Source organism: Catenulispora pinistramenti, assembly GCF_018274385.1.
Classification (GTDB): domain Bacteria; phylum Actinomycetota; class Actinomycetes; order Streptomycetales; family Catenulisporaceae; genus Catenulispora; species Catenulispora pinistramenti.
In genome coordinates this window covers 1-18,176 of sequence record NZ_JAAFYZ010000026.1, presented here as the reverse complement: position 1 = coordinate 18,176, position 18,176 = coordinate 1, and the positions used below count along the sequence as shown (strand labels likewise).

Sequence of the window (18,176 nt, the reverse complement as noted above, 5' to 3'; positions counted from 1 at the left end):
GGACGAGGCCAGGCATCGCCGCGAGCTCTGCGAGCTTGTGTTCAGCCAGGCGGACGCTGACCGCGAACCCAGCGGCGTTCTCGCCGACTTCAGCGGCCCGGCGTGCGGCGGCGCCGCTGTCGGCATCGATGATGAGAACCCGTATCGCAAGTGGCGCCGAGCGGGCTCAGACTCCTGCACGTAGCAGGGAGTCCTTGAGCCCGAGCAACCCGAGCCCGCGCACCGCGAGTAGGTCGAGCTCACGTGCGCCGCCGACGAGCTGACGGATCTCCTGGGCGGCGGCGGACTGTGCGCGATAGGTCCGTGCGACGGTACTGGTGGCCTCGGCCAACTCGTCGAGATCGTCGACGCGGCGAGTTGTGGTCGGCGCCAGTCCGAGCAGGTCATGGCATGGACGAACTCCGAGCCTGGATCCGGGCCGGTGATGAAGCCAGCCTGCGGCCCTGGCCGCTGGGCATCGCTGCATTTCATACACCGACGACTCACTGGTCCAGTCAGGACCGACGAAACTGCCCGGAGAGATGCTGAGCTACCGACAACCCAATGGGGGTCCGGATGCATTAGGTGGGAGTCCGGACACCGACCAAGAGGGGAAGCCTATGGCGAAGCACGACCGCGACGCCGAGTTCACCGAATATGTCAGCGCGCGCCAAGGCTGGCTGCGGCGGGTCGCCTTCCTGCTGTGTGGAGACTGGCACCGCGCTGACGACCTGATGCAGAGCGCGGTCACCAAGCTCTACACGCAGTGGCACCGGGCCCGCCGGTTCGACAATGTCGACGGCTACGCTCGCCGGATATTGGTCAACACCTTCCTGGCCGAACAACGGTCCGGGTGGGCGAAGTGGACGATGCTGTACCGATTCGGGGGCGGGAGCGCCGCCGATCCGGAGCCGGATCCGGCCGCGACCGTCGACCTGGAGCTGGGGCTGGTGGTGAAGACGGCGCTGGCCCAGTTGTCGCTGCGGCAGCGCGTGACCGTGGTGCTGCGCTTCTACTGCGACCTGTCGGTCGAGCAGACCGCCGAGGCGATGGGCTGCTCGGCGGGCACCGTGAAGAGTCAGTCTGTGCGTGCCCTGGCCAACCTGCGCAACCTTCTCGATCCGAATCTGATCCCTGATATGGAGGTAACCCGATGACCCATGACTTGAAGACCGTGCTGGAAGACCACGTGGCGGCCGAGTACGCCGATGCCCCCGTGAGCACCTTCGACCTCGGCCGGGCCCGCGAGGACGGCCGGCGCCGCGTGCTGGCCTCACGGTTGGCGCCGATCGGCGGCGGCGTCGCGGTGGTGGCGGCCTGTGCGCTGGTGGTGAACGGGCTCGGCGGCACGTCGCCGGCCGGGGCGGGCACCGCGGCCGCGAGCGCGGCGGCCGGGCACGGCTTCACCGGCACCGATCCGCTCACCAAGGGAGCCCGGTTCGGCTGGCTGCCGGCCGGCTTCCAGGCAACGGCCCACGACAGCGGGGACTACGGCAACGGCGTCACCGCGCAGACAAGCCAGTCGTATTCGAACACCTCGACCACTGCGCCAGCGCTGGTGCTGACCTCCTCGGCGACGGAACCGTATGAGCCGGCCGGCACGACGAGGAAGCCGGTGACCGTGGCCGGAAGCCAGCGGGCTTATCTGGTGACGAACCCGTACGTCGTTCCGGCCGCGCTGTCTGTGGACTGGCAGACCGCGTCCGGGTCCTGGCTCAGGCTCAGCGGCACTATCGCCGGCGACCAGGAGGCGACGCTGCTGAAGGTCGCCGACTCGGCGGCCGCCGACGGCACCGCGGTGCCGCTGCCGATCCACATCGAGGGCCTGCCCAAGGGCTTCACCCTTGAGACGGCCGAACTGGACGACCCGGCGGCGATCGGGGTGGACGGGTTCAACGTGGTGCTGGCTTACCACAAGCCCGGCGATCCCAGCCCCTCCTTCAGCATCACGGCCTCGGGGGGCAAGTCGGTGACCGCGACGAACCCGCACATCGTCAGCGCCGAGCCGAAGGGCGGCACCTGCGAGGACTCTGACGGCCTGCACATCTGCGTCCAGGACGACCAGCACGGCTCGGATCCCCTGGCCTCGATCGGCGGGGCGAAGGGACTGCTGGACCGGATCACCTCGCTCGGGACAGACCCGGCGAACTGGACGACCAACGTCGTGAGCTGAACTCCTCCGTTATCAGGGTTCGCCCTCTGAGAAAGCCCACGTAGAAAGCATGCATCACCTCTCGTCCAAGGCGAGTTGCGCCGGCTTGGGCATCGTGTGGCCGCCTCCACCAGCCGTAAGATCCTGCCCGCACGTCCGATCCCGCCGCGGTCCCGGCGCGATGACAGCTGGCGTACGTTCCTGCGCTCCCAGGGCCGAGACGATCCTGGCGATCGACTTCCTGCATGCCGACACCGTCATGTTGAAACGGCTGTACGCGGCAGTCGTCATCGAGATCGGCAGTCGCCGGGCCTGTCTGTGGGGTGTCACCGATCATCCGGCCGGTGCCCGGGCCAGGCAACTCGCCCGAGAACTGACCTTCGATCTGGAGCAGGCCAGCCACCGCTTCAACCGGCTGATCCGCGACCGGGACGCGAAGTTCGCCGAGTCCTTCGACGCGGCGTTCGCCTCGATCGGCGTCGAGATCTTGCTCACCGCACCGCAGGCGCCGCGCATGAACGCCTATGCGGAGCGTCCGATCGGTTCCATCCGTCGTGAGTGCTGCGACCGGATCCGCATCCTTGGAAAACGCCACCTACGTCGGGTTCTGACCGAGTCCCTCAACGACTACAACGCCGGCCGGTCCCATCAACGAGTACCAACCCGCAGCATGAAAGCCCAGACCAGGGCCAGTGGCAGCATTGACGACCAGGACAGGGTGCCCTTGGGCGAAGCCGGACCAGGATCCAATCCGTTTCTCCCGTTTTTCTCCCAGCGAACCGGGAGTGGGCAGGCAGAAGGCCCCCACTTGCTCCCGGACCGTTCCCGGACTCTGCCGCATCGTGTCATTTCATGCCGGGAGATCGTTGGCCGTGCTCGAATGCTGGTGTCTTCGAGCCGAAGCTCATGCAGTCAGCGCACCAGTGCGATGCGGCCCTCACTTTGCACGTTCAGCCGTACTTCGCTCTGCACTGCAACGAATACGCCGACACCAGTCTCAATGCCGCTTTCAGCACGGACCGTTGACCTACCAGGCAGGTTCGCTCGTCAAGCTCAACGGTAAGTCGCAGGCTCTCTGGAGCACCGTTGAGCCCGGCTAGGCTCGCCAGCGCCGACGCCAGTCACTGCGCACGCGCGTATGCCAACAATCAGCACACTGCTCCGGTATAGCGCTGTGGGTGAGTAACAGCCCTGACCTGGCTAAGCGCGAGAACAAACCTGACGGCGCTTCGAAACGACCATGAAGAGGCTTTCCTTGAAGAAGACAAACCGACTGGTGGCCGCCCTCGCGGCCGTGCTGTTCGCCCTCGGCATTGGGACTATGACGACCTCCCCAGCCTCCGCGACGACCAAGTCCAGTCCTCACCTGGCCGCGTTCGGCGGTAACCCTTACGGGTATGAGATCAGGAACGGCTGGAACGAGTGCCTCGGAATCCTCAACGAGAGCAAGGCCAACGGCGCGGAGGCGGTCCAGTGGCCGTGCGACGGCCAACCCGACCAAGCCTGGCAGATGTTCTGCCAACCGAACAGTGGTGGTTGCGAGTTCGTCAACCAGAACTCCAACAAGTGCCTTGGAGTCCTCAACGAGAGCACCGCGAACGGCGCGGCCATAATCCAGTGGGACTGCTGGAACGGTCCCGACCAGAATTGGAGATGGATTCATTTTCCGAATGGCGGCAATATTCAAAACTACAACGCCAACTACCAAAAGTGCCTCGGAATAGATGGCGACAATCCCGCCGAAGGCACGCCCGCGATCCAGTGGGACTGCAACGGCAACAATGACCAGCAGTGGCGCCAGACTTAAGCTTTTCGGTCAACCCGGCATGATCGCCCCGTGTCGGGGTTTCTCACTGCCCTGATGAGGAAGCGGTCTCCAGGTGATGCTGTGTGTTCGACCAAGAACACACGCCCACAAGGAGACCGCCGTCACCGTTTTCGAGGTTCCTGCCGCCCGCGTCGAGGCCCTGGGCGTGTTGTCCGGGCTCCGCACAGACTTCTACGACTGCCTGGCTGCGCCTGGTGATGTGCTGTTCGACCACGCCGGCCTTCAGCCACCGCTCGATCATTCCCGGGCGGGGAAGGTGCCGAGCGACGCGAGAAGGTGATCGTGGCCGATCCCACCGCGCAGCGGCGGTTGTTGCTCGGTCTTGTAGAGCCCGATGGCCGGTTCCGTGTTCCGGGGCCGGCCGGCCGCGTTGAGCACTGCGAGTACGGCCCCTGGCCAACCGCCGCCTGAGCCCGGAGCGACTGCCGGTCCCGCCCACTCGTCCTCCCCCGAGGGCAGGGCGAGACACAGGTCAGGGCCTGCGGTTCGCTAACTGGCACCCCCGTCTTCGGCCAGTGACTCGGTGGGACGCGAAGCGGCTCGTAGCGTCTGTTTCCCGGGCACCTCCTGCCCTCCCGGAACGTACTCAGCCGCTTCCTTCTGAGGTGATGACCGTGACCGACCTCATTCAGACGACTTCCGCGCCGGTGGATCCCGGTTTCCCGGTGTTCGATCCGGACAAGCTGCTCAGGAACGTGCTGGGCATCGAGCCCGAACCGCTGCCCGACTTCGATCCGCCCGCGCTGACGCCGATGCGGGTCCCGTTGCGGGAGGCCACGGTCGGGCTGCTGGTGTCCTGCGGTGCCTACTTTCCGGACCAGCCGCGGCTCCGGCAGCACAGCGACCTTTCCTACCGGCTGCTGCCCAGGGAGCGCGACCTGGACGACGTGCTGTTCGGGCACATGACGCCGATCCGGGCCTTCGCGCTAGCCGACCCCAACGTGGCCTACCCGAGGGACACGATGCTCGATCTGGAGCGGGACGGCGTCATCGGGCGGTACGCGGCGAACGCGGTGTCGATGGTCGGCTCGATCAGCCAGTTCGACGAGCTGGCGACCGAGGTGGCTCCCCGGGTGGTCGAGGAGTTCCAGGCCATGGGGGTCGACTTGGTACTGGTGGTGCCGTTCTGTCCGCAGTGCCATGTGGCCTTCGGGGTTCTGGCCCGGGCGATCGAGAATCGGGGGATCCCGACCACCAGCATCACCACCTTGTACAAGCAGGCCACCTATCTGAAGCCGCCTCGTGCCTCGTTCCTGGACTTCCCGCTGGGGTGTCCGGCCGGTCGGCCGCGGGCGAAGACGCAGCAGCGGGAGATCGTCAAGGCCGCGCTGGAATTTGCCGAGCAGGCCGAGTCGGACTGGGAGCTGAAGCGGCTGCCGTTCCAGTGGGACGCGGACGGCAGCCGGGACTGGGAAGACCTGGTCGCGGACGTCTACCGCCTCGACAACGCGATCCGCGGTTCGGTCCTGGCGAATGCGGCGGCCCACACGCAGGTTCTGGGCGGCGGGAATGAGCGGGAGTTCGCCGTCCGGTGTGCCTGCTGAGCGTCGGCACCGTGTCGAACAGAAGAGGAAGTGCGCCGCATGCGTATCGCAAATCTTGATGGCCGGCTTGTGCTCAAGTACCCCGACGGCGTCATCGACGTGGAGAAGGCCAGCGATGGCCGGTTCGCCGCGGATCCGCAGGCCGTGTTCGCCCGCTGGGACGAGTTCGTGGTCTGGGCCGACCGCTTGCGGGCGGCGCAGGCCCGGTCACTGGTCGAGCCCTTCGATCCGAGCCGGCTCAAAGCGCCGGTGCCGCGTCCCTCGCAGGTGTTCGCGATCGGGTTGAACTACGCCGACCACGTCGGCGAGAGCCGCCTGCCGCCACCGCCGGAACCGGCCGTGTTCACCAAATTCCCGACCTGCCTCGCCGGCCCCGGCGACGAGGTGAAGCTGCCGACGGCGACCGTGGACTGGGAGGCGGAGTTGGTCGTCGTCATCGGCCGGCGGGCCGTCGCCGTCCAGGCGGTTCGGGCCTGGGACCATGTCGCGGGCGTCACGGTCGGGCAGGACCTGTCCGAGCGGACCCGTCAGCTGGTCGGCACCCCGCCACAGTTCAGCATCGGCAAGTCCTTTCCCGGGTTCGCCCCGATCGGGCCGGAGATCGTCACGCCCGATGAGCTGGCCGACCGCGAGGACCTGGAGATCGGCTGCAGTGTCAACGGCGAGGTCGTGCAGCGGGCCCGCACGAGCCAGCTCATCTTCTCCGTCGCCGTGCTCATCGAACGACTGTCGGCGATTCTTCCGCTGACTCCAGGCGACATCGTGTTCACCGGCACGCCTTCCGGTGTCGGCCACGCCCGGTCGCCGCAGCGCTATCTCGCACCGGGGGATGTCCTGGAGACCTGGATCTCCGGTGTCGGCCGCCTTCGCAACACGTTCGCCGAAGGTCCGCCGCACGTCTCGCGGACCATCTCAAAGCCCTGAATGAGGAGGCGGCACATGGGTCTTCACAACCTGAACTCGCTGACGGTCGGCGTACCGGAGGTCGAGGCTGTCCGCGGCTACTATGAGGACTTCGGGCTGACCGGCGAGGACGACGGCTGGCTGTCGACGACCGACGGCGGCCGGCAGCTCCGCCTGGTGCCGGCGCCGCACCGGCAGCTGCTGCGGATCGAGATAGGGGTCGACGACTTCGACGACATCGGGCGGATCGCCGGCCGACTGCGGCGCTTTGACTTCGCTGTCTCCCAGATGACCGACGAAGTCGTGACGGCCGTCGAGCCGGTCACCGGCGTGCAGGTCACCGCCAAGGTGACCCGGCGGCTGATCCAGCGGCCGGCCCTGGAGGCAGGCTACAACCAGCCGGGACTGGTCAGGCGACCGGAAGCCCGCGCGCCCGGGATCCTGCGTGAAGGCGCGGTGCGGCCCCGCAGGCTCGGCCACGTCGTGATCGGGTCCACCGACCAGGCCGCCTCCCGGCACTTCTTCACCGACGGCTTCGGCCTGAAGGTGTCCGACGAGGTCCGTGACGCGGCGGCGTTCCTGCGATGCTCGACCGACCACCACAACGTGTTGGTCACGCGGGCGCCGGTCAACTACCTGCACCACACCTCCTGGCAGGTCGAGGACGTCGACGAGATCGGGCGTGGCGCGATGGCGATGCTCCAGGACCATCCCGAACGCCACGCCTGGGGGCTGGGACGCCACTTCATCGGCTCCAACTTCTTCTGGTATCTCCGGGATCCGGCCGGAACATTCTCCGAGTACTACTCCGACCTCGACTGCATCATCGACGACTCGCTGTGGTCGCCCGGGGTCTGGGAGGACGACAAGGCCCTGTTGAGCTGGGGGCCGCCGCCTCCACCGTCCTTCGTCAACCCGGAGGACCTCGCCGCGCACATGACCGGCGCCCACAGCGCGACCGGCTGACGCCATGAGGCCACACAGCGATGGGATGACGTTGGGCGAAGGCCCGCGATGGAGTGAGGGAGCGCTGTGGGTCTCGGATCCGCAGAAGGGCGGGATCTGGACCGACAGCGGCGGCGCCTGGGCGTTCACGCCGCTGGCCGCGCAGTCGAATGGCTTGTGGTTCCTTCCCGACGGCCGCTTGGTCGGCGCGATCATGCGCGAAAGGCGAGTCGGGCTCTGGGACGGAACCGGCTTCGGGGCGTATGCGGACTTGTCCGCGGTCGCCGCGGGACCGTTGGGAGACATGGTCGGTGATCACCACGGCGCTCTCTACGTGGACGATGTCGGGTACGCCGCCCACCTCGGTGAACAGCCGCGGCCAGGCCGACTGATCCATGTCACGCCCGACGGACGGGCGACGGTGGCGGCCGAAGACCTCGAGTTCCCGAACGGGCTGGCCATCATCGACGACGGCGCCACCCTCGTCGTCGCGGAAACCTGGGCCCAGCGCCTGACCGCATTCACCATCGCCGCGGACGGACAGCTCACCGACCGGAGGCTGTTCGCCGACCTCGCCGCGGTCGTGCATCCCGAAGCGCGACCCGACGGGATCTGCGCCGCGGCGGACGGCGTCTGGGTCTGCACGCTCACCGCCCATGCGGTCGTCCTCATCGCCCGATCCGGTCCGCTGCGCCAGATCAGCACAGGAGAGGGCCAACCGGTCGCGTGCTGTCTGGGCCCTGACGGACGGCTGTTCGTGACCGTGGCCGAGACCGGCGGCGGCTCGGTCCTGGAGGCCGTCGCCAACAAGACTCTGAAATCCCATGTCGAAATATACGAACCGGCCGCAAACCCCTGAGGAGCATCGGAAATGACGACCGCCGGAGACGAGAACCTGCCGGATCCCGCAGCGGATTCGTTCAGCCTGGAAGACCACCTGCGAAGACTGCGTCAGGTGCAGCTGTACATGATGCGCATGGACATGGTGCATCCCGTGGACTCGCCGATGGAGTACCTGGCATCCCATCTCAGGGAACACATTCTCTGGCTCAAGGAGCAGGAGGAGAACGGCGTCTTGTTCCTGTCCGGCGCCAATGCCGCCGGCGAAGACTGGGACGGCAGCGGCACCGCCATCATCAGGGCATCGTCCCTGGAAGCCGCGACGGCCATCTCCGATACAGAACCTTTCCACCGCGCGGGCCTGCGCGCGAACACCGTGCACGGGTGGCAGCTGAACGAAGGAACCATCCGACTCTCCTTCAGCCTGTTCGCCGACACGATCAGCCTTGATTGAGGAGCTTGATATGGACAGCAGGGTCAACGGCGATGTCGATGTCGATGTAGCCGTGATCGGTTGCGGGACAACAGGTCTGGCGCTCGGGCGCCTCCTTGAGCTGGAAGGTCTGCGAGTCGCCGTCATCGACCGCGGCCGCATGCCGATGGCCCGTCCGCGCGCGACACACGTCGACGACGAGACGATGAGGGCGTTCCAGACACTCGGCCTTCAGCACCTCGAGAAGGATTTCTCGCTGGTGGGCATGTACCGCCACTACGACTCCCAGTGGCGCACGGTGATGGAATTCGACTGGCACCGGGGCCGCACCGAGCAGGGGTGGCAGTCGGACTACATGTTCCACCAGCCCGACTTCGAGGCCGTGTTGCGCGGCTACGCCCACAACTACGCCAACGCCGGCACGTACTTCGGCTGGGAGGTCACGACGCTGAAGGACGCGGGCGACAGCGTGCTGGTGAACGTCCGCGAGATCGCCACCGCCCAGGACCGCCAGATCAGGGCGTCGTTCGTGGTGGGGTGTGACGGCGCCAACTCCAGCGTGCGCGAGCTCATGGGCAGTACGCAGATCGATCACAACGCCACCCACCGCTCGCTGATCATCGACATCATTCCCTTCGTCGCCAAGGACGAGCTCGCCGGCCGCGATGCCTTCATCCAGGGCGCGATCCGCAACCCGTTGACGTTCGCGCCGATCGCCGCGCCGCGGCTGCGGTTCGAGCTGATGCTTCGCCCTGACGACGATTCGGCGGCCTTCGAGCGCACCGAGAAGGCCTACGAAGTACTGTCGCCGTGGTTCAGCCCGGACGAGTACCGGATGCTGCGCTGCGACGTCTACGAGTGGCGGTCGCTCACGGCCACCCCGTGGCGCGCCGGCCGGCTCCTCCTGGCCGGGGACTCCGCCCACACCATGCCGCCCCACCTGGGCCAGGGGATGTGTTCCGGCATCCGGGACGCCACCAATCTGGCCTGGAAGCTCGGCCGCGTGATTCGGGGCGACTCGCCGATCGAGCTGTTGGACACCTACGAGACCGAGCGCAGACCGCATGTGGGCGCGTACACGACGCTGGCCGCGGAGTGGGCGAACAAGATCGAGGCGCTGGTGGCGTCGGCGGACGAGCCACCCGTGGTGCGGGCGGAGGCGTTGCGCCCGCGTCTGGGCCCCGGCGTCCGGGACGACACGAACGAACTCGCCGGGACGCTGAGCGCCCAGCCGAGAACCGCGAGCGGCCGACTCCTCGACGACGTCGTGGGTTACCGCTTCGCCGTGGTGGGGGATCCCGTGGTTCTGTCCGGCACCTCCGACCGGACGAAGGCGATGCTGGAGTCGCTCGACGCGCAGGTCCTCCAGGAGTTCTCCGGGGAAGTACGCGACTGGGTGAGGAGTCTGGGAGCAGCGGCCGTGATCATCAGGCCCGATCGCTACCTCTTCGGGGCCGTCGGCGACTCAGCCGAACTGGACGTCCTGGTCGCCGCGCTTGAGACCACGTTGCAGCCGTCCGCTGTGCCGGCGTCATAGAAGGAGAGGACTGGCATGAAGATGAACGCGATGCTCAGGAAAGACGCACACCTCCTCGTCATCGGCGGAGCGCGCGGCCTGGGGTTCGAACTGGCCCGCGCCGCGGCAGGACAAGGCGCGCGAGTGACGGTCACCGGGCGGGACGCGCACGCCGCCGAGGCCCGCGCCGCCGAACTCGGCCCGCGGGCTCGCGGGCTGGCCTGCGACCTGTCGGACGACGCCGCCCTTCGCCGCTTGTTCACCGGCATCGACGTGGTCGACCATCTGGTGATCACCGCGATCGAACGCGACAAGAACACCGTGGCCGACTTCCGTGCGGATGCCGCCGCACGCATGATGCTCATCAAGACGGTCGGCTACGCGAACGCCGTCGCGCACGCACTGCCCAAGCTCGACCCGGACGGCTCCGTCGTGCTGTTCAGCGGCCTGTCCATGTGGCGGCCCTCACCGGGGTCCACGACGATGTCGATGGCCAACTCCGCAGTCATCGGCCTGGTCAACTCGCTCGCGGTCGAGCTCGCTCCGGTGCGGGTGAACGCCATCACGCCCGGCTCGGTCGCGGGGACGGAGGCGATCGACAACGCCGACCCGGTCATGGCCGAGTTCTTCGAAACGCAGCGCCAGCGGACGCCGGCCAAACGGCTGCCCGCTCCCGGCGACATAGTCGCGGCGGTGCTGTTCCTGCTGACCTGTCCAGGCGTCACCGGCGAGAACCTCGTCGTGGACGCCGGAGCGCACTTGCTCTAGCACGCCGGCCGGCGGCGGGCCTGTCGGACTGGACGCGGTGCGCGCACACCGGCTGGAGCAGCTCGGCGGCATCGCCGCCTCCGAATTCCGGTACTGGATCGACGTCGAGTACAGCGAAGGGGAAGAGCGCATGAAGCTGGCGCGAATCGAGATCGCCGATGGGGTCAGACTGGGAGTCGTCACGGGTGGCCGGATTCAGCCGCTGGTCGCGGGTACCTCTCAGTTCGAGGTGCTGGCCGCCGCGCCGGCGCGGCGCGCGGAGCTCGTCGAACAGGCCCGCGAGGGCGAGCCGCGCCCGCTGTCTCAGGTGCGGCTGCTCGCGCCGGTACAACCCGGGACGCTGCGGGACTTCCTCACCTTCGAAGAACACCTCGAAGGCAGCCTGAAGCTCCTCGGCGCGCAAGCGCCGAGCCCTGCCTGGTACGACCAGCCGCTGTTTTACTTCTCCAACACCAACGCGGTGGTCGGCCCGGACGAACCGGTCGCGGTGCCGCCGGGGTGCCGGATGCTGGACTTCGAACTCGAACTCGCCGCCGTCATCGGCAAGCCCGGCCGGGACCTGAGTCCCGAGCAAGCGGCCGGGCACATCGCCGGATACACGCTGTTCAACGACTGGTCGGCACGCGACCTGATGGCGCCGGTGATGCCGGTCGGCCTGGGGCCGGTGAAGGGCAAGGACTTCGCCAACACCCTCGGGCCGTGGATCGTCACCGCCGACGAGCTGGCGCCGTACCGTCGCGACGGCCGGCTGGCACTGGAGATGCACGCGGAGCTCAACGGCGTCCCGCTGCCGGGCGGCGGGGACACGTCGGCCAACATGGCGTGGTCGTTCGAGGAACTGGTCGCGTTCGCCTCGCGCGGCGTCCAGCTGCTGCCCGGCGATGTCCTCGCCTCAGGGACCTGCGGCGCCGGCTGTCTGCTCGAACACTGGGCCCACACCGGCAGGCAGATCCCCGCGCCGTTGCGGCCGGGTGACGTCGTGACGCTGGTCGCCGAGGGGATCGGCGCGGTGTCGAACCGGATCGTCGCCGGCGCTGAGCCGGTGGCTGTGCCGAAGGCCCGGGTGGGGCAGCATCGGCGGCCGCGCCCGTGGACGGGCACCGGTGGCGCGTCGTGACCGAGTTCTGCGAGCTGGTCTGGGACACGCCGCCCGACGCGGTCAGCCGCGGATTCACAGCCGGCCCCGGCCTCATCGGAAAACGACCGTCCGGCGCCCGTCGAGCATGACCCGGTTCTCCAGGTGCCACTGGACGGCGCGGGCCAGGGCCAGCGATTCGGTGTCGCGGCCCAGCGCGGTCACACCGGCGGCGTCCATAGCGTGGTCGACGCGTTGTACCTCCTGCTCGATGATGGGCCCCTCGTCGAGGTCGGAGGTGACGTAGTGGGCGGTGGCGCCCACCAGCTTCACTCCCCGCTGATAGGCCTGCCGGTACGGCTTGGCGCCCTTGAAGCTGGGCAGCATCGAGTGGTGGATGTTGATGGCCCGTCCCTCGAGCTTGGCGCACAGGCCGGCCGAGAGGATCTGCATGTAGCGGGCCAGGACGACCAGGTCGACATCGAGGGCGTCCACGAGCCGGAGCAGTTCCGCCTCGGCTTCGGGCTTGGTGGCCGCGGTGACCGGCACGTGCACGAACGGCACGCCCGCGGCCGTCGCCAGCTGCTCAAGGTCGCGATGATTGGACACCACGGCTGCGATCTCGGCGTTGAGCTGGCCGACCTTGACCCGGTAGAGCAGGTCGTTGAGACAGTGGCCGAACTTGCTCACCATGATGATCAGGCGGGCGCGCCGGGTGGCGTCGGTGATCTTCCAGGTCATCAGGAACTCTTGCGCCACCTCGGCGAAGTCGCTGCTCAGCGGGTCGATACCGGGAGTGGCGCCGTGGACGGCCTGGAACGCCAGGCGCATGTACAGGCGCGAAGACTCACCGTCGATGAACTGATGGCTCTCGGTGATGGTGCAGCCCTGATCGGCCACGAATCCGGAGACGGCGCGGACGATCCCGGGCTGGTCCGGGCACGACAGGGTGATGATGACGTCGCTCAAGAGCTGGTCTCCTTACCTACTGCGGCACCTGCGTGGCACCTACCGCGGCGCGGCCGTCGCCACTGTCTCGGCGGGCGTCCCGCCAGGCGACGTACTCGGGAACCTGGTTGAAGCTGAAGACGTGGAGCCCTTCGATTCCGGCCGTCCCGGCGATCGCGGAGACGAACGGGCTCGGGTCGTACGCGCGGCCGCGCAGGACGTTGCCGACCATGCCGTGCTGCTTGCGCAGGTAGCGGAGTGACTGGCCGACCCCGATCCTGAGCGACAGCTCGGCCAGCTTGGCGATCTTCACCGGCCCGGCGACGCCTGCCCGCAGCGGGAGCGAGATGCCGCGCTGTCGGGCTTGGGCGAGCCAGTCACGGACGACCACGGCGTCGAAGCACATTTGGCTGACCATGTAGGTGGCCAGCTGTTGCTTGCGTTCCAGGGCCGCCCACAGCCGGTCGTCGTCGATGAGCGGATGCCCCTCGGGGTAGCAGCCGACGCCCAGCCTCGTCAGCGTGTGGCCGTGCTCGTGCAGGTCCTGCAGGACCTGGCCGGCCTCGCTATAAGGGCCGGCTGGCCGCTCGCCATCGCCGCCGATCACGTACAAGTCGGTGATGCCGATGTCCTGGATCTGGCTGACGAAATCGGTGAGCGCGCGGCGGCTGGGCACCATGCGGGCGGCGAGGTGCGGCACCACCCGTCGGCCGGAGCCGGCGGCGACGGCACAGAACTGGACAGTGCGGTCCAAGCCGAACTTCGGCGAGCAGGTGATGGCCACCGTGGCGTCGGCGGGCGTGGCCTGGATCTGGTCCCCGGCGCCTTTGAGCGGGATGACCTCGATGGTCGCGTCCGCCAGGAGGCGGTCGGCGGTGAGCGGGTTCTGTGATGATGTCAGGGACATGGTCGTGGTCCTTCACGGATCGTCGGGCGAGCGCCCAGCGGCTGGGCAGCGACTAGACGAGTGGCCGGGTGCTCACGACGGCCCGGATCTCCCTGAGGGCATGGGGCGATTCGACGGCGGGACGCAGGCGGGCGCCCTGGGGGTCGCCCCAGACCACGGTCACCTCGGTGCCGTCGACGGCCAGTTCCTCGTCGATCATGCACAGGGAGGACCAGGCGCCGACGTTGACGGTGTAGCCGGTGCGGTTGGAGATGCCGACCACCCGGCCGGCGTACATGATCGCGTCGTATTGGTAGGTGGCGTAGACGGCGTACGGGATTTCCAGGTACCTGGGCCGCGCTTGTTCGGGCGCGTACAAGGTGTCCCCGAGGAGCCGGGTGACGTCTTCGCGGTTCCACCGCAGCCAGACCTTGCGACGATGGGGTTCGGCCTTGATCCGGCGCAGCGCGTCCGCGCCGATGAAGTCGTGGTCGAACTTGACGATGTTCGCGTAGCCCAGGTCGTAGGGCGTGGGAACGTAGTCGTCGATGTCGTCGGAGGCGAAGCTTCCGCCGAGGGAGACGCCGGCCTCGAATCCCTTCGCGGGCAGCCACTCGCGGTATGCCTTGGTGGCGCCGCCGGCGTAGATGCCGGGCACCACGAGGCCGAGCCATCCTGACTCCAGCGCCGTGGTGGAGTACGCGATCGCCCCGCCTTGCCGCAGCCCGTACTGCTCCCCGGCCGCCAGCAGCGCTTCCAGGACCCGAGGCCCGGACTCCACGGGCCCGAAGATCTCCAGCCCGGTCGTCTCCTGCCCGGGGATGCCGACCATGGTGTGGTTGAGCGCGTGGACCGGGGTTCCGGCGATGTCGAAGGCGCCGATGTTGAAGAACTTGATCCGTGGAAGCGGAGCACCGTGTGCGGCCGTGACGATGTCGAGGGCGCGCGGGCCCTGTACCTGGTAGCGGAAGACGAGGCGTTCCCCCTTGGTGACCAGAGCGTTTTCGTCACGGGTGATCGCGACGTCGTAGCCGCCCCGCTCGGCCTGGAAGCAGACCCAGTTCGCGGCGGCGGGGCCGCCCACGAGGGTGACCTTCTCCTCGCCGAGCCCGAACAGGATCGCGTCGCCGACGTACTGGCCTGCGTCGTTGGCCACGACGAGCTGCTTGGCCTTCATCGGGCCGAAGGCGGCGAAGCTGTTGACTGCCACGTCGCTGAGCAGCCGGCGCACGTCGGGGCCTTCGAAGTAGACGTCGGTCATGTGGCGCATCTCGAACACCACAGCGGTCTCGTGCCAGGACTTCTGCTCGTCCTGCCACGTCGTGAACTGCGGTGGGATGGGGAACGGGTGGGCGCCGGCGTGCGCGCTGCGCAGCATCCGGAGCGCCCCGCCGGCCTGGTTGATCTTGTCCTCGAGGCTTTCGACAGCCATGTCTCGTCCCTTCCACGCCGCGTGTGCCCGTGCCTGGGAAAAGACGTTACGAGCCGCTTCATGTCCGGCCGAGTCGCTGGCCGAAGGCAAGAGTGCCAGTTGGCGAACCGCGGCGACCGGCCGAAGGCGAGGTGCCGTCAGCGAACCGCGGTGGAGGCCCCGGATCGCAGGGTCATGGCGGGACGGACACCGAACCGCTCGACGTACCGTGTCGCGAACCGGCCGGCGTGCCAGAACCCCCAGCGGCCCGCGACCCCGGTGACGGTGGTTCCGTCGCCGGAATGGGCGTGCAGCAACTCCTCGTGGGCGCGCAACAGCCGCTGCTCCCGGACGAACTCCCGCGGGGTCTTGCCCAGTTCCTTTCGAAAGCCCAACTCGAGCGCCCGGACCGAAACGCCCACCGCACCGGCGAGCTCGGGGATCGTCCAGGTGGCTTCCTCTTCGGCCCAGACCAGGTCGATCGCCTCGCGGACGGTGCGCCGATTCGGCCGTGCCGCCTCTCCTAGCAGCGCAGCCCGGTAGTTGTGGTTGACGGAGAGCAGCACGGTGAAAAGGATCTGCTCCTCTATGCGGCGCATGACCACGGGCGGGAGCGGGGACCCCGGATCCTTCCCGTCATAGCTGGCCGCCAGCAGTTCGGCTGTCCCCGTCAGCGACCTGCGAGCCGGGCCGGTGACCGGGCCCGCCTGGATGCGGAGGTCTGTGGGCGGCGGTTCCAGGAGCAGGTTCCCGAGCGCGAGCTCAGTCGCGTGCACGTCGACGCGCAGCGTGAGGACCGACGCCTGAGCGCCGAACTCCGCGTGCATGGTGTCGCGCGAGCAGGTGACGCCTGCCGTTTCGCCGGCCCGGACGTCGAATTCGCGGCCTTGGTGGCGGAGGTGGAGCCCGCCGTGCAGGGGGAGCAGGATCGCCAGATAGTCGTGGTGGGCGGGACGGACCCGGTCCACGATGACGTCGGTGCCGTAGGTGAGGTACACCAGTGAGGCGGAACGGGCCTGGACGGCGCGGCAGGTGGCCTCGAACCGGTGGTCGTGGTCGCGCACGACCAGCCGACTCGCGGACAGTAGGGCTGCCGACAGGCTCGATGCCTGGACGGGGTCCTTGGTGCGATAGCGCTCGTAGGCGCGCAATGGCCCGTCGTAGTAGCTTTCCGGTGTCTCCCATGGGGCGACGGCGCTGTCGTGATCGAGCATTTCCGCTCTCCTCCCGATCTCCCGCTGGCAGGCACAGGCTGCCATCCACCATGCACGCCGGCACATGCCTTGCTCCGTGCGCCCGCGACGCTCGCCGGCTAGTCCGGTGTGGAGTTCATCAAATCGCTCGTCAGCAAGGTCTTCGTGGTCTGCCGGATGTGGGCTTCCAGCAGGCTGGTCGCGAGCCCGGCATCGCGGGCGATCGCCGCGTCCGCGATGTCGGTGTGCTCCTTGTGCACGTCGCGTTCTTCCCGCACCGCCCCCGGCCGGGCCCACCGCCGGTAGATCTCGGCGGAGTCGTAGGGCCCGCGGCGCAGTTCCATCAGCAGGGGGCTTCCGCAGCCGGACGCGAGTGCGGTGTGGAACGCGCAGTGGGCATCCGACCAGGCCTCGGAGATCCCGTTCTGGTCGCCGGGCTCGCTCACCGGCGTCCGGCCGAGCCGGTGAAGGGCGGCCACGACCGAGGTCTCCCAGGACAGGTCGGCGCGCCCGATGGCCCACCGCAGGGCGAGGGTCTCGATCTCGACCCGGACTCCGGTCAGGTCCTCGAGGCCGGCCCGGTCCAGCGGCAGGACGGAGAAACCGAGCTGAGGTTCGGAGCGGACCAGGCGCTGCTCGGACAGGCGCGTCAGCGCCTCCCGCACGACGGACAAGCTGACGCCGAACCGCTCGCACAGCGGACCGGCCTTGAGCCGGGCGCCCGGCGGGATCCGCGTGGCCATGATGTCCGAGCGGATCTCCTCGTAGACCTCCAGCGAGCGGGTCGAGCCACGCCTGGTGTTCACCTGGCCCATGAGGGCAGTGTACCTATGATGGGCGAGGATAATCGATATTCGGCGAGATGATCGATGACGCACTTCAGGCCTGTAGGTGCCGAGAACATCGTCCGTGCAGGTGGGGGAGGGTTTGGTCAGTCACCTCACAGTGGCGTGGTTGGGCGGTTTCCAGCGCGTCGTCGGCGTAGGCCGGCGATGATGGCTGGTTGCGCTGTTCCGGTTCGCGTATATGGCGGTGTCGAATACGTTTGCTGTGTTGCGTCTGCTTCCGATGAGCGGTCGGGAGGAAGATGCGGAGATTTTGACGTTGCGCCATCCGGTTCGGATCTAGCAGCGGCAGTTTGCCGCCGTCGGATCCGGATCCTGGGCACGGAACGTTGGCTGGGCACCTGTCGGCGTGAGCTGCTGGACCGGACGCTGATCTGGAACCAGGCCCACTTGCTGTACGCGCTGCGCGAATTCGAGACCCACGACAACCTTCACCGGCCACACCGCGCGCTGGACCAGAGCGCACCACTGCGACCCGCGCCCGAACCGATCACCGGCAGCGCCGACATTATCGACCTGAACGTGCGAAGAGGCGACCGACTCGGCGGCATCCTGCACGAGTACGAGCGTGCCGCCGGACCTGCGTGGATGAAATAGTCGGCACCACCCACGCGGACCAGGATCCAATCCGTTTCTCCCATTTTTCTCCCGGCGAATCGGGAGAGGGCACGCAAAAGCCCCTCCACTTGCGATGGTGGAGGGGCTTTGACCTGCGGTTCATGTGCCTAACATGAGTGCGCACGAAGGGATTCGAACCCCTAACCTTCTGATCCGTAGTCAGATGCTCTATCCGTTGAGCTACGCGCGCTTGCGACGTTGTCGATAGTACACGCCCGATGGCGTGTGTCGAAAATCGATATCGGTGGGGGGTGTTTTGGCTGGTGGGTGGGGTGAGGTGACTGGGGTGAGG

General features: G+C 67.9%; 18 protein-coding genes and 1 tRNA gene. 13 read left to right on the top strand and 6 right to left on the bottom strand.

The features are described 5' to 3' along the window. The first annotated feature begins 599 nt into the window (after positions 1-599). The 12 genes from KGQ19_RS10585 (at position 600) to KGQ19_RS10530 (ending at position 12,025) form a co-directional block, all read left to right on the top strand. Positions 600-1,136: a SigE family RNA polymerase sigma factor gene (locus tag KGQ19_RS10585; protein WP_212008920.1), complete on the top strand. Its 537-nt coding sequence runs from the start codon at positions 600-602 to the stop codon at positions 1,134-1,136. Beyond that, the gene (locus KGQ19_RS10580) at positions 1,133-2,152 is read left to right on the top strand and encodes a hypothetical protein (RefSeq protein WP_212008919.1); all 1,020 of its coding nucleotides are present in this window, start codon (positions 1,133-1,135) and stop codon (positions 2,150-2,152) included. The genes KGQ19_RS10585 and KGQ19_RS10580 overlap by 4 nt, the downstream gene beginning before the upstream one ends. Before the next feature lie 160 nt (positions 2,153-2,312). Beyond that, positions 2,313-3,194, top strand: a complete 882-nt coding sequence (locus KGQ19_RS10575) for an integrase core domain-containing protein (RefSeq protein ID WP_212008918.1) — start codon at positions 2,313-2,315, stop codon at positions 3,192-3,194. 192 nt (positions 3,195-3,386) lie between these two features. Beyond that, a complete protein-coding gene (locus KGQ19_RS10570; RefSeq protein WP_212008917.1) occupies positions 3,387-3,938 on the top strand; it encodes an RICIN domain-containing protein in 552 nt (183 codons plus the stop codon). Positions 3,939-4,573: 635 nt separating this feature from the next. Further along, entirely contained in the window at positions 4,574-5,503 is a 930-nt protein-coding gene (locus KGQ19_RS10565) for a glycine/sarcosine/betaine reductase selenoprotein B family protein (RefSeq protein WP_212008916.1), read from the top strand. Positions 5,504-5,542: 39 nt separating this feature from the next. Then, complete coding sequence (locus KGQ19_RS10560; protein WP_212008915.1) at positions 5,543-6,427, top strand: fumarylacetoacetate hydrolase family protein; 885 nt, start codon at positions 5,543-5,545, stop codon at positions 6,425-6,427. A gap of 15 nt (positions 6,428-6,442) precedes the next feature. After that, complete coding sequence (locus KGQ19_RS10555; RefSeq protein ID WP_212008914.1) at positions 6,443-7,372, top strand: VOC family protein; 930 nt, start codon at positions 6,443-6,445, stop codon at positions 7,370-7,372. A 25-nt stretch (positions 7,373-7,397) separates the two neighbouring features. After that, a complete protein-coding gene (locus KGQ19_RS10550) occupies positions 7,398-8,210 on the top strand; it encodes an SMP-30/gluconolactonase/LRE family protein (RefSeq protein WP_212008913.1) in 813 nt (270 codons plus the stop codon). A 12-nt stretch (positions 8,211-8,222) separates the two neighbouring features. Beyond that, on the top strand, positions 8,223-8,645 hold the full coding sequence (locus KGQ19_RS10545; protein WP_212008912.1) for a YciI family protein: 423 nt from the start codon (positions 8,223-8,225) through the stop codon (positions 8,643-8,645). 10 nt (positions 8,646-8,655) lie between these two features. Further along, positions 8,656-10,161 (top strand): bifunctional 3-(3-hydroxy-phenyl)propionate/3-hydroxycinnamic acid hydroxylase, encoded by a 1,506-nt coding sequence (locus KGQ19_RS10540; RefSeq protein ID WP_212008911.1) that lies wholly within the window; start codon positions 8,656-8,658, stop codon positions 10,159-10,161. A gap of 15 nt (positions 10,162-10,176) precedes the next feature. Next, positions 10,177-10,908 carry an SDR family oxidoreductase gene (locus tag KGQ19_RS10535; protein ID WP_212008910.1) on the top strand — a complete coding sequence of 244 codons (732 nt, stop codon included), beginning with the start codon at positions 10,177-10,179 and terminating at the stop codon, positions 10,906-10,908. A gap of 130 nt (positions 10,909-11,038) precedes the next feature. Next, entirely contained in the window at positions 11,039-12,025 is a 987-nt protein-coding gene (locus KGQ19_RS10530; RefSeq protein ID WP_230418468.1) for a fumarylacetoacetate hydrolase family protein, read from the top strand. A 72-nt stretch (positions 12,026-12,097) separates the two neighbouring features. Here the strand turns inward: KGQ19_RS10530 and purU are convergent, their stop codons facing one another. The 5 genes from purU to KGQ19_RS10505 all read right to left on the bottom strand — a co-directional run bounded on the left by purU (position 12,098) and on the right by KGQ19_RS10505 (position 17,236). After that, positions 12,098-12,952 (bottom strand): formyltetrahydrofolate deformylase, encoded by an 855-nt coding sequence (purU, locus tag KGQ19_RS10525; RefSeq protein ID WP_212008908.1) that lies wholly within the window; start codon positions 12,950-12,952, stop codon positions 12,098-12,100. Positions 12,953-12,968: 16 nt separating this feature from the next. Continuing rightward, positions 12,969-13,838: a methylenetetrahydrofolate reductase gene (locus KGQ19_RS10520; protein ID WP_212008907.1), complete on the bottom strand. Its 870-nt coding sequence runs from the start codon at positions 13,836-13,838 to the stop codon at positions 12,969-12,971. A 52-nt stretch (positions 13,839-13,890) separates the two neighbouring features. Further along, complete coding sequence (locus tag KGQ19_RS10515) at positions 13,891-15,249, bottom strand: aminomethyltransferase family protein (RefSeq protein WP_212008906.1); 1,359 nt, start codon at positions 15,247-15,249, stop codon at positions 13,891-13,893. A gap of 137 nt (positions 15,250-15,386) precedes the next feature. Then, positions 15,387-16,442: an AraC family transcriptional regulator gene (locus KGQ19_RS10510; RefSeq protein WP_212008905.1), complete on the bottom strand. Its 1,056-nt coding sequence runs from the start codon at positions 16,440-16,442 to the stop codon at positions 15,387-15,389. A 98-nt stretch (positions 16,443-16,540) separates the two neighbouring features. Beyond that, on the bottom strand, positions 16,541-17,236 hold the full coding sequence (locus tag KGQ19_RS10505; RefSeq protein ID WP_212008904.1) for a GntR family transcriptional regulator: 696 nt from the start codon (positions 17,234-17,236) through the stop codon (positions 16,541-16,543). A 420-nt stretch (positions 17,237-17,656) separates the two neighbouring features. Between KGQ19_RS10505 and KGQ19_RS10500 the strand changes: the two genes are divergently transcribed. Continuing rightward, positions 17,657-17,863: a hypothetical protein gene (locus KGQ19_RS10500; protein WP_212008903.1), complete on the top strand. Its 207-nt coding sequence runs from the start codon at positions 17,657-17,659 to the stop codon at positions 17,861-17,863. 138 nt (positions 17,864-18,001) lie between these two features. Here the strand turns inward: KGQ19_RS10500 and KGQ19_RS10495 are convergent. Next, positions 18,002-18,074 (bottom strand) — tRNA-Arg (locus tag KGQ19_RS10495). Positions 18,075-18,176: the final 102 nt, after the last annotated feature.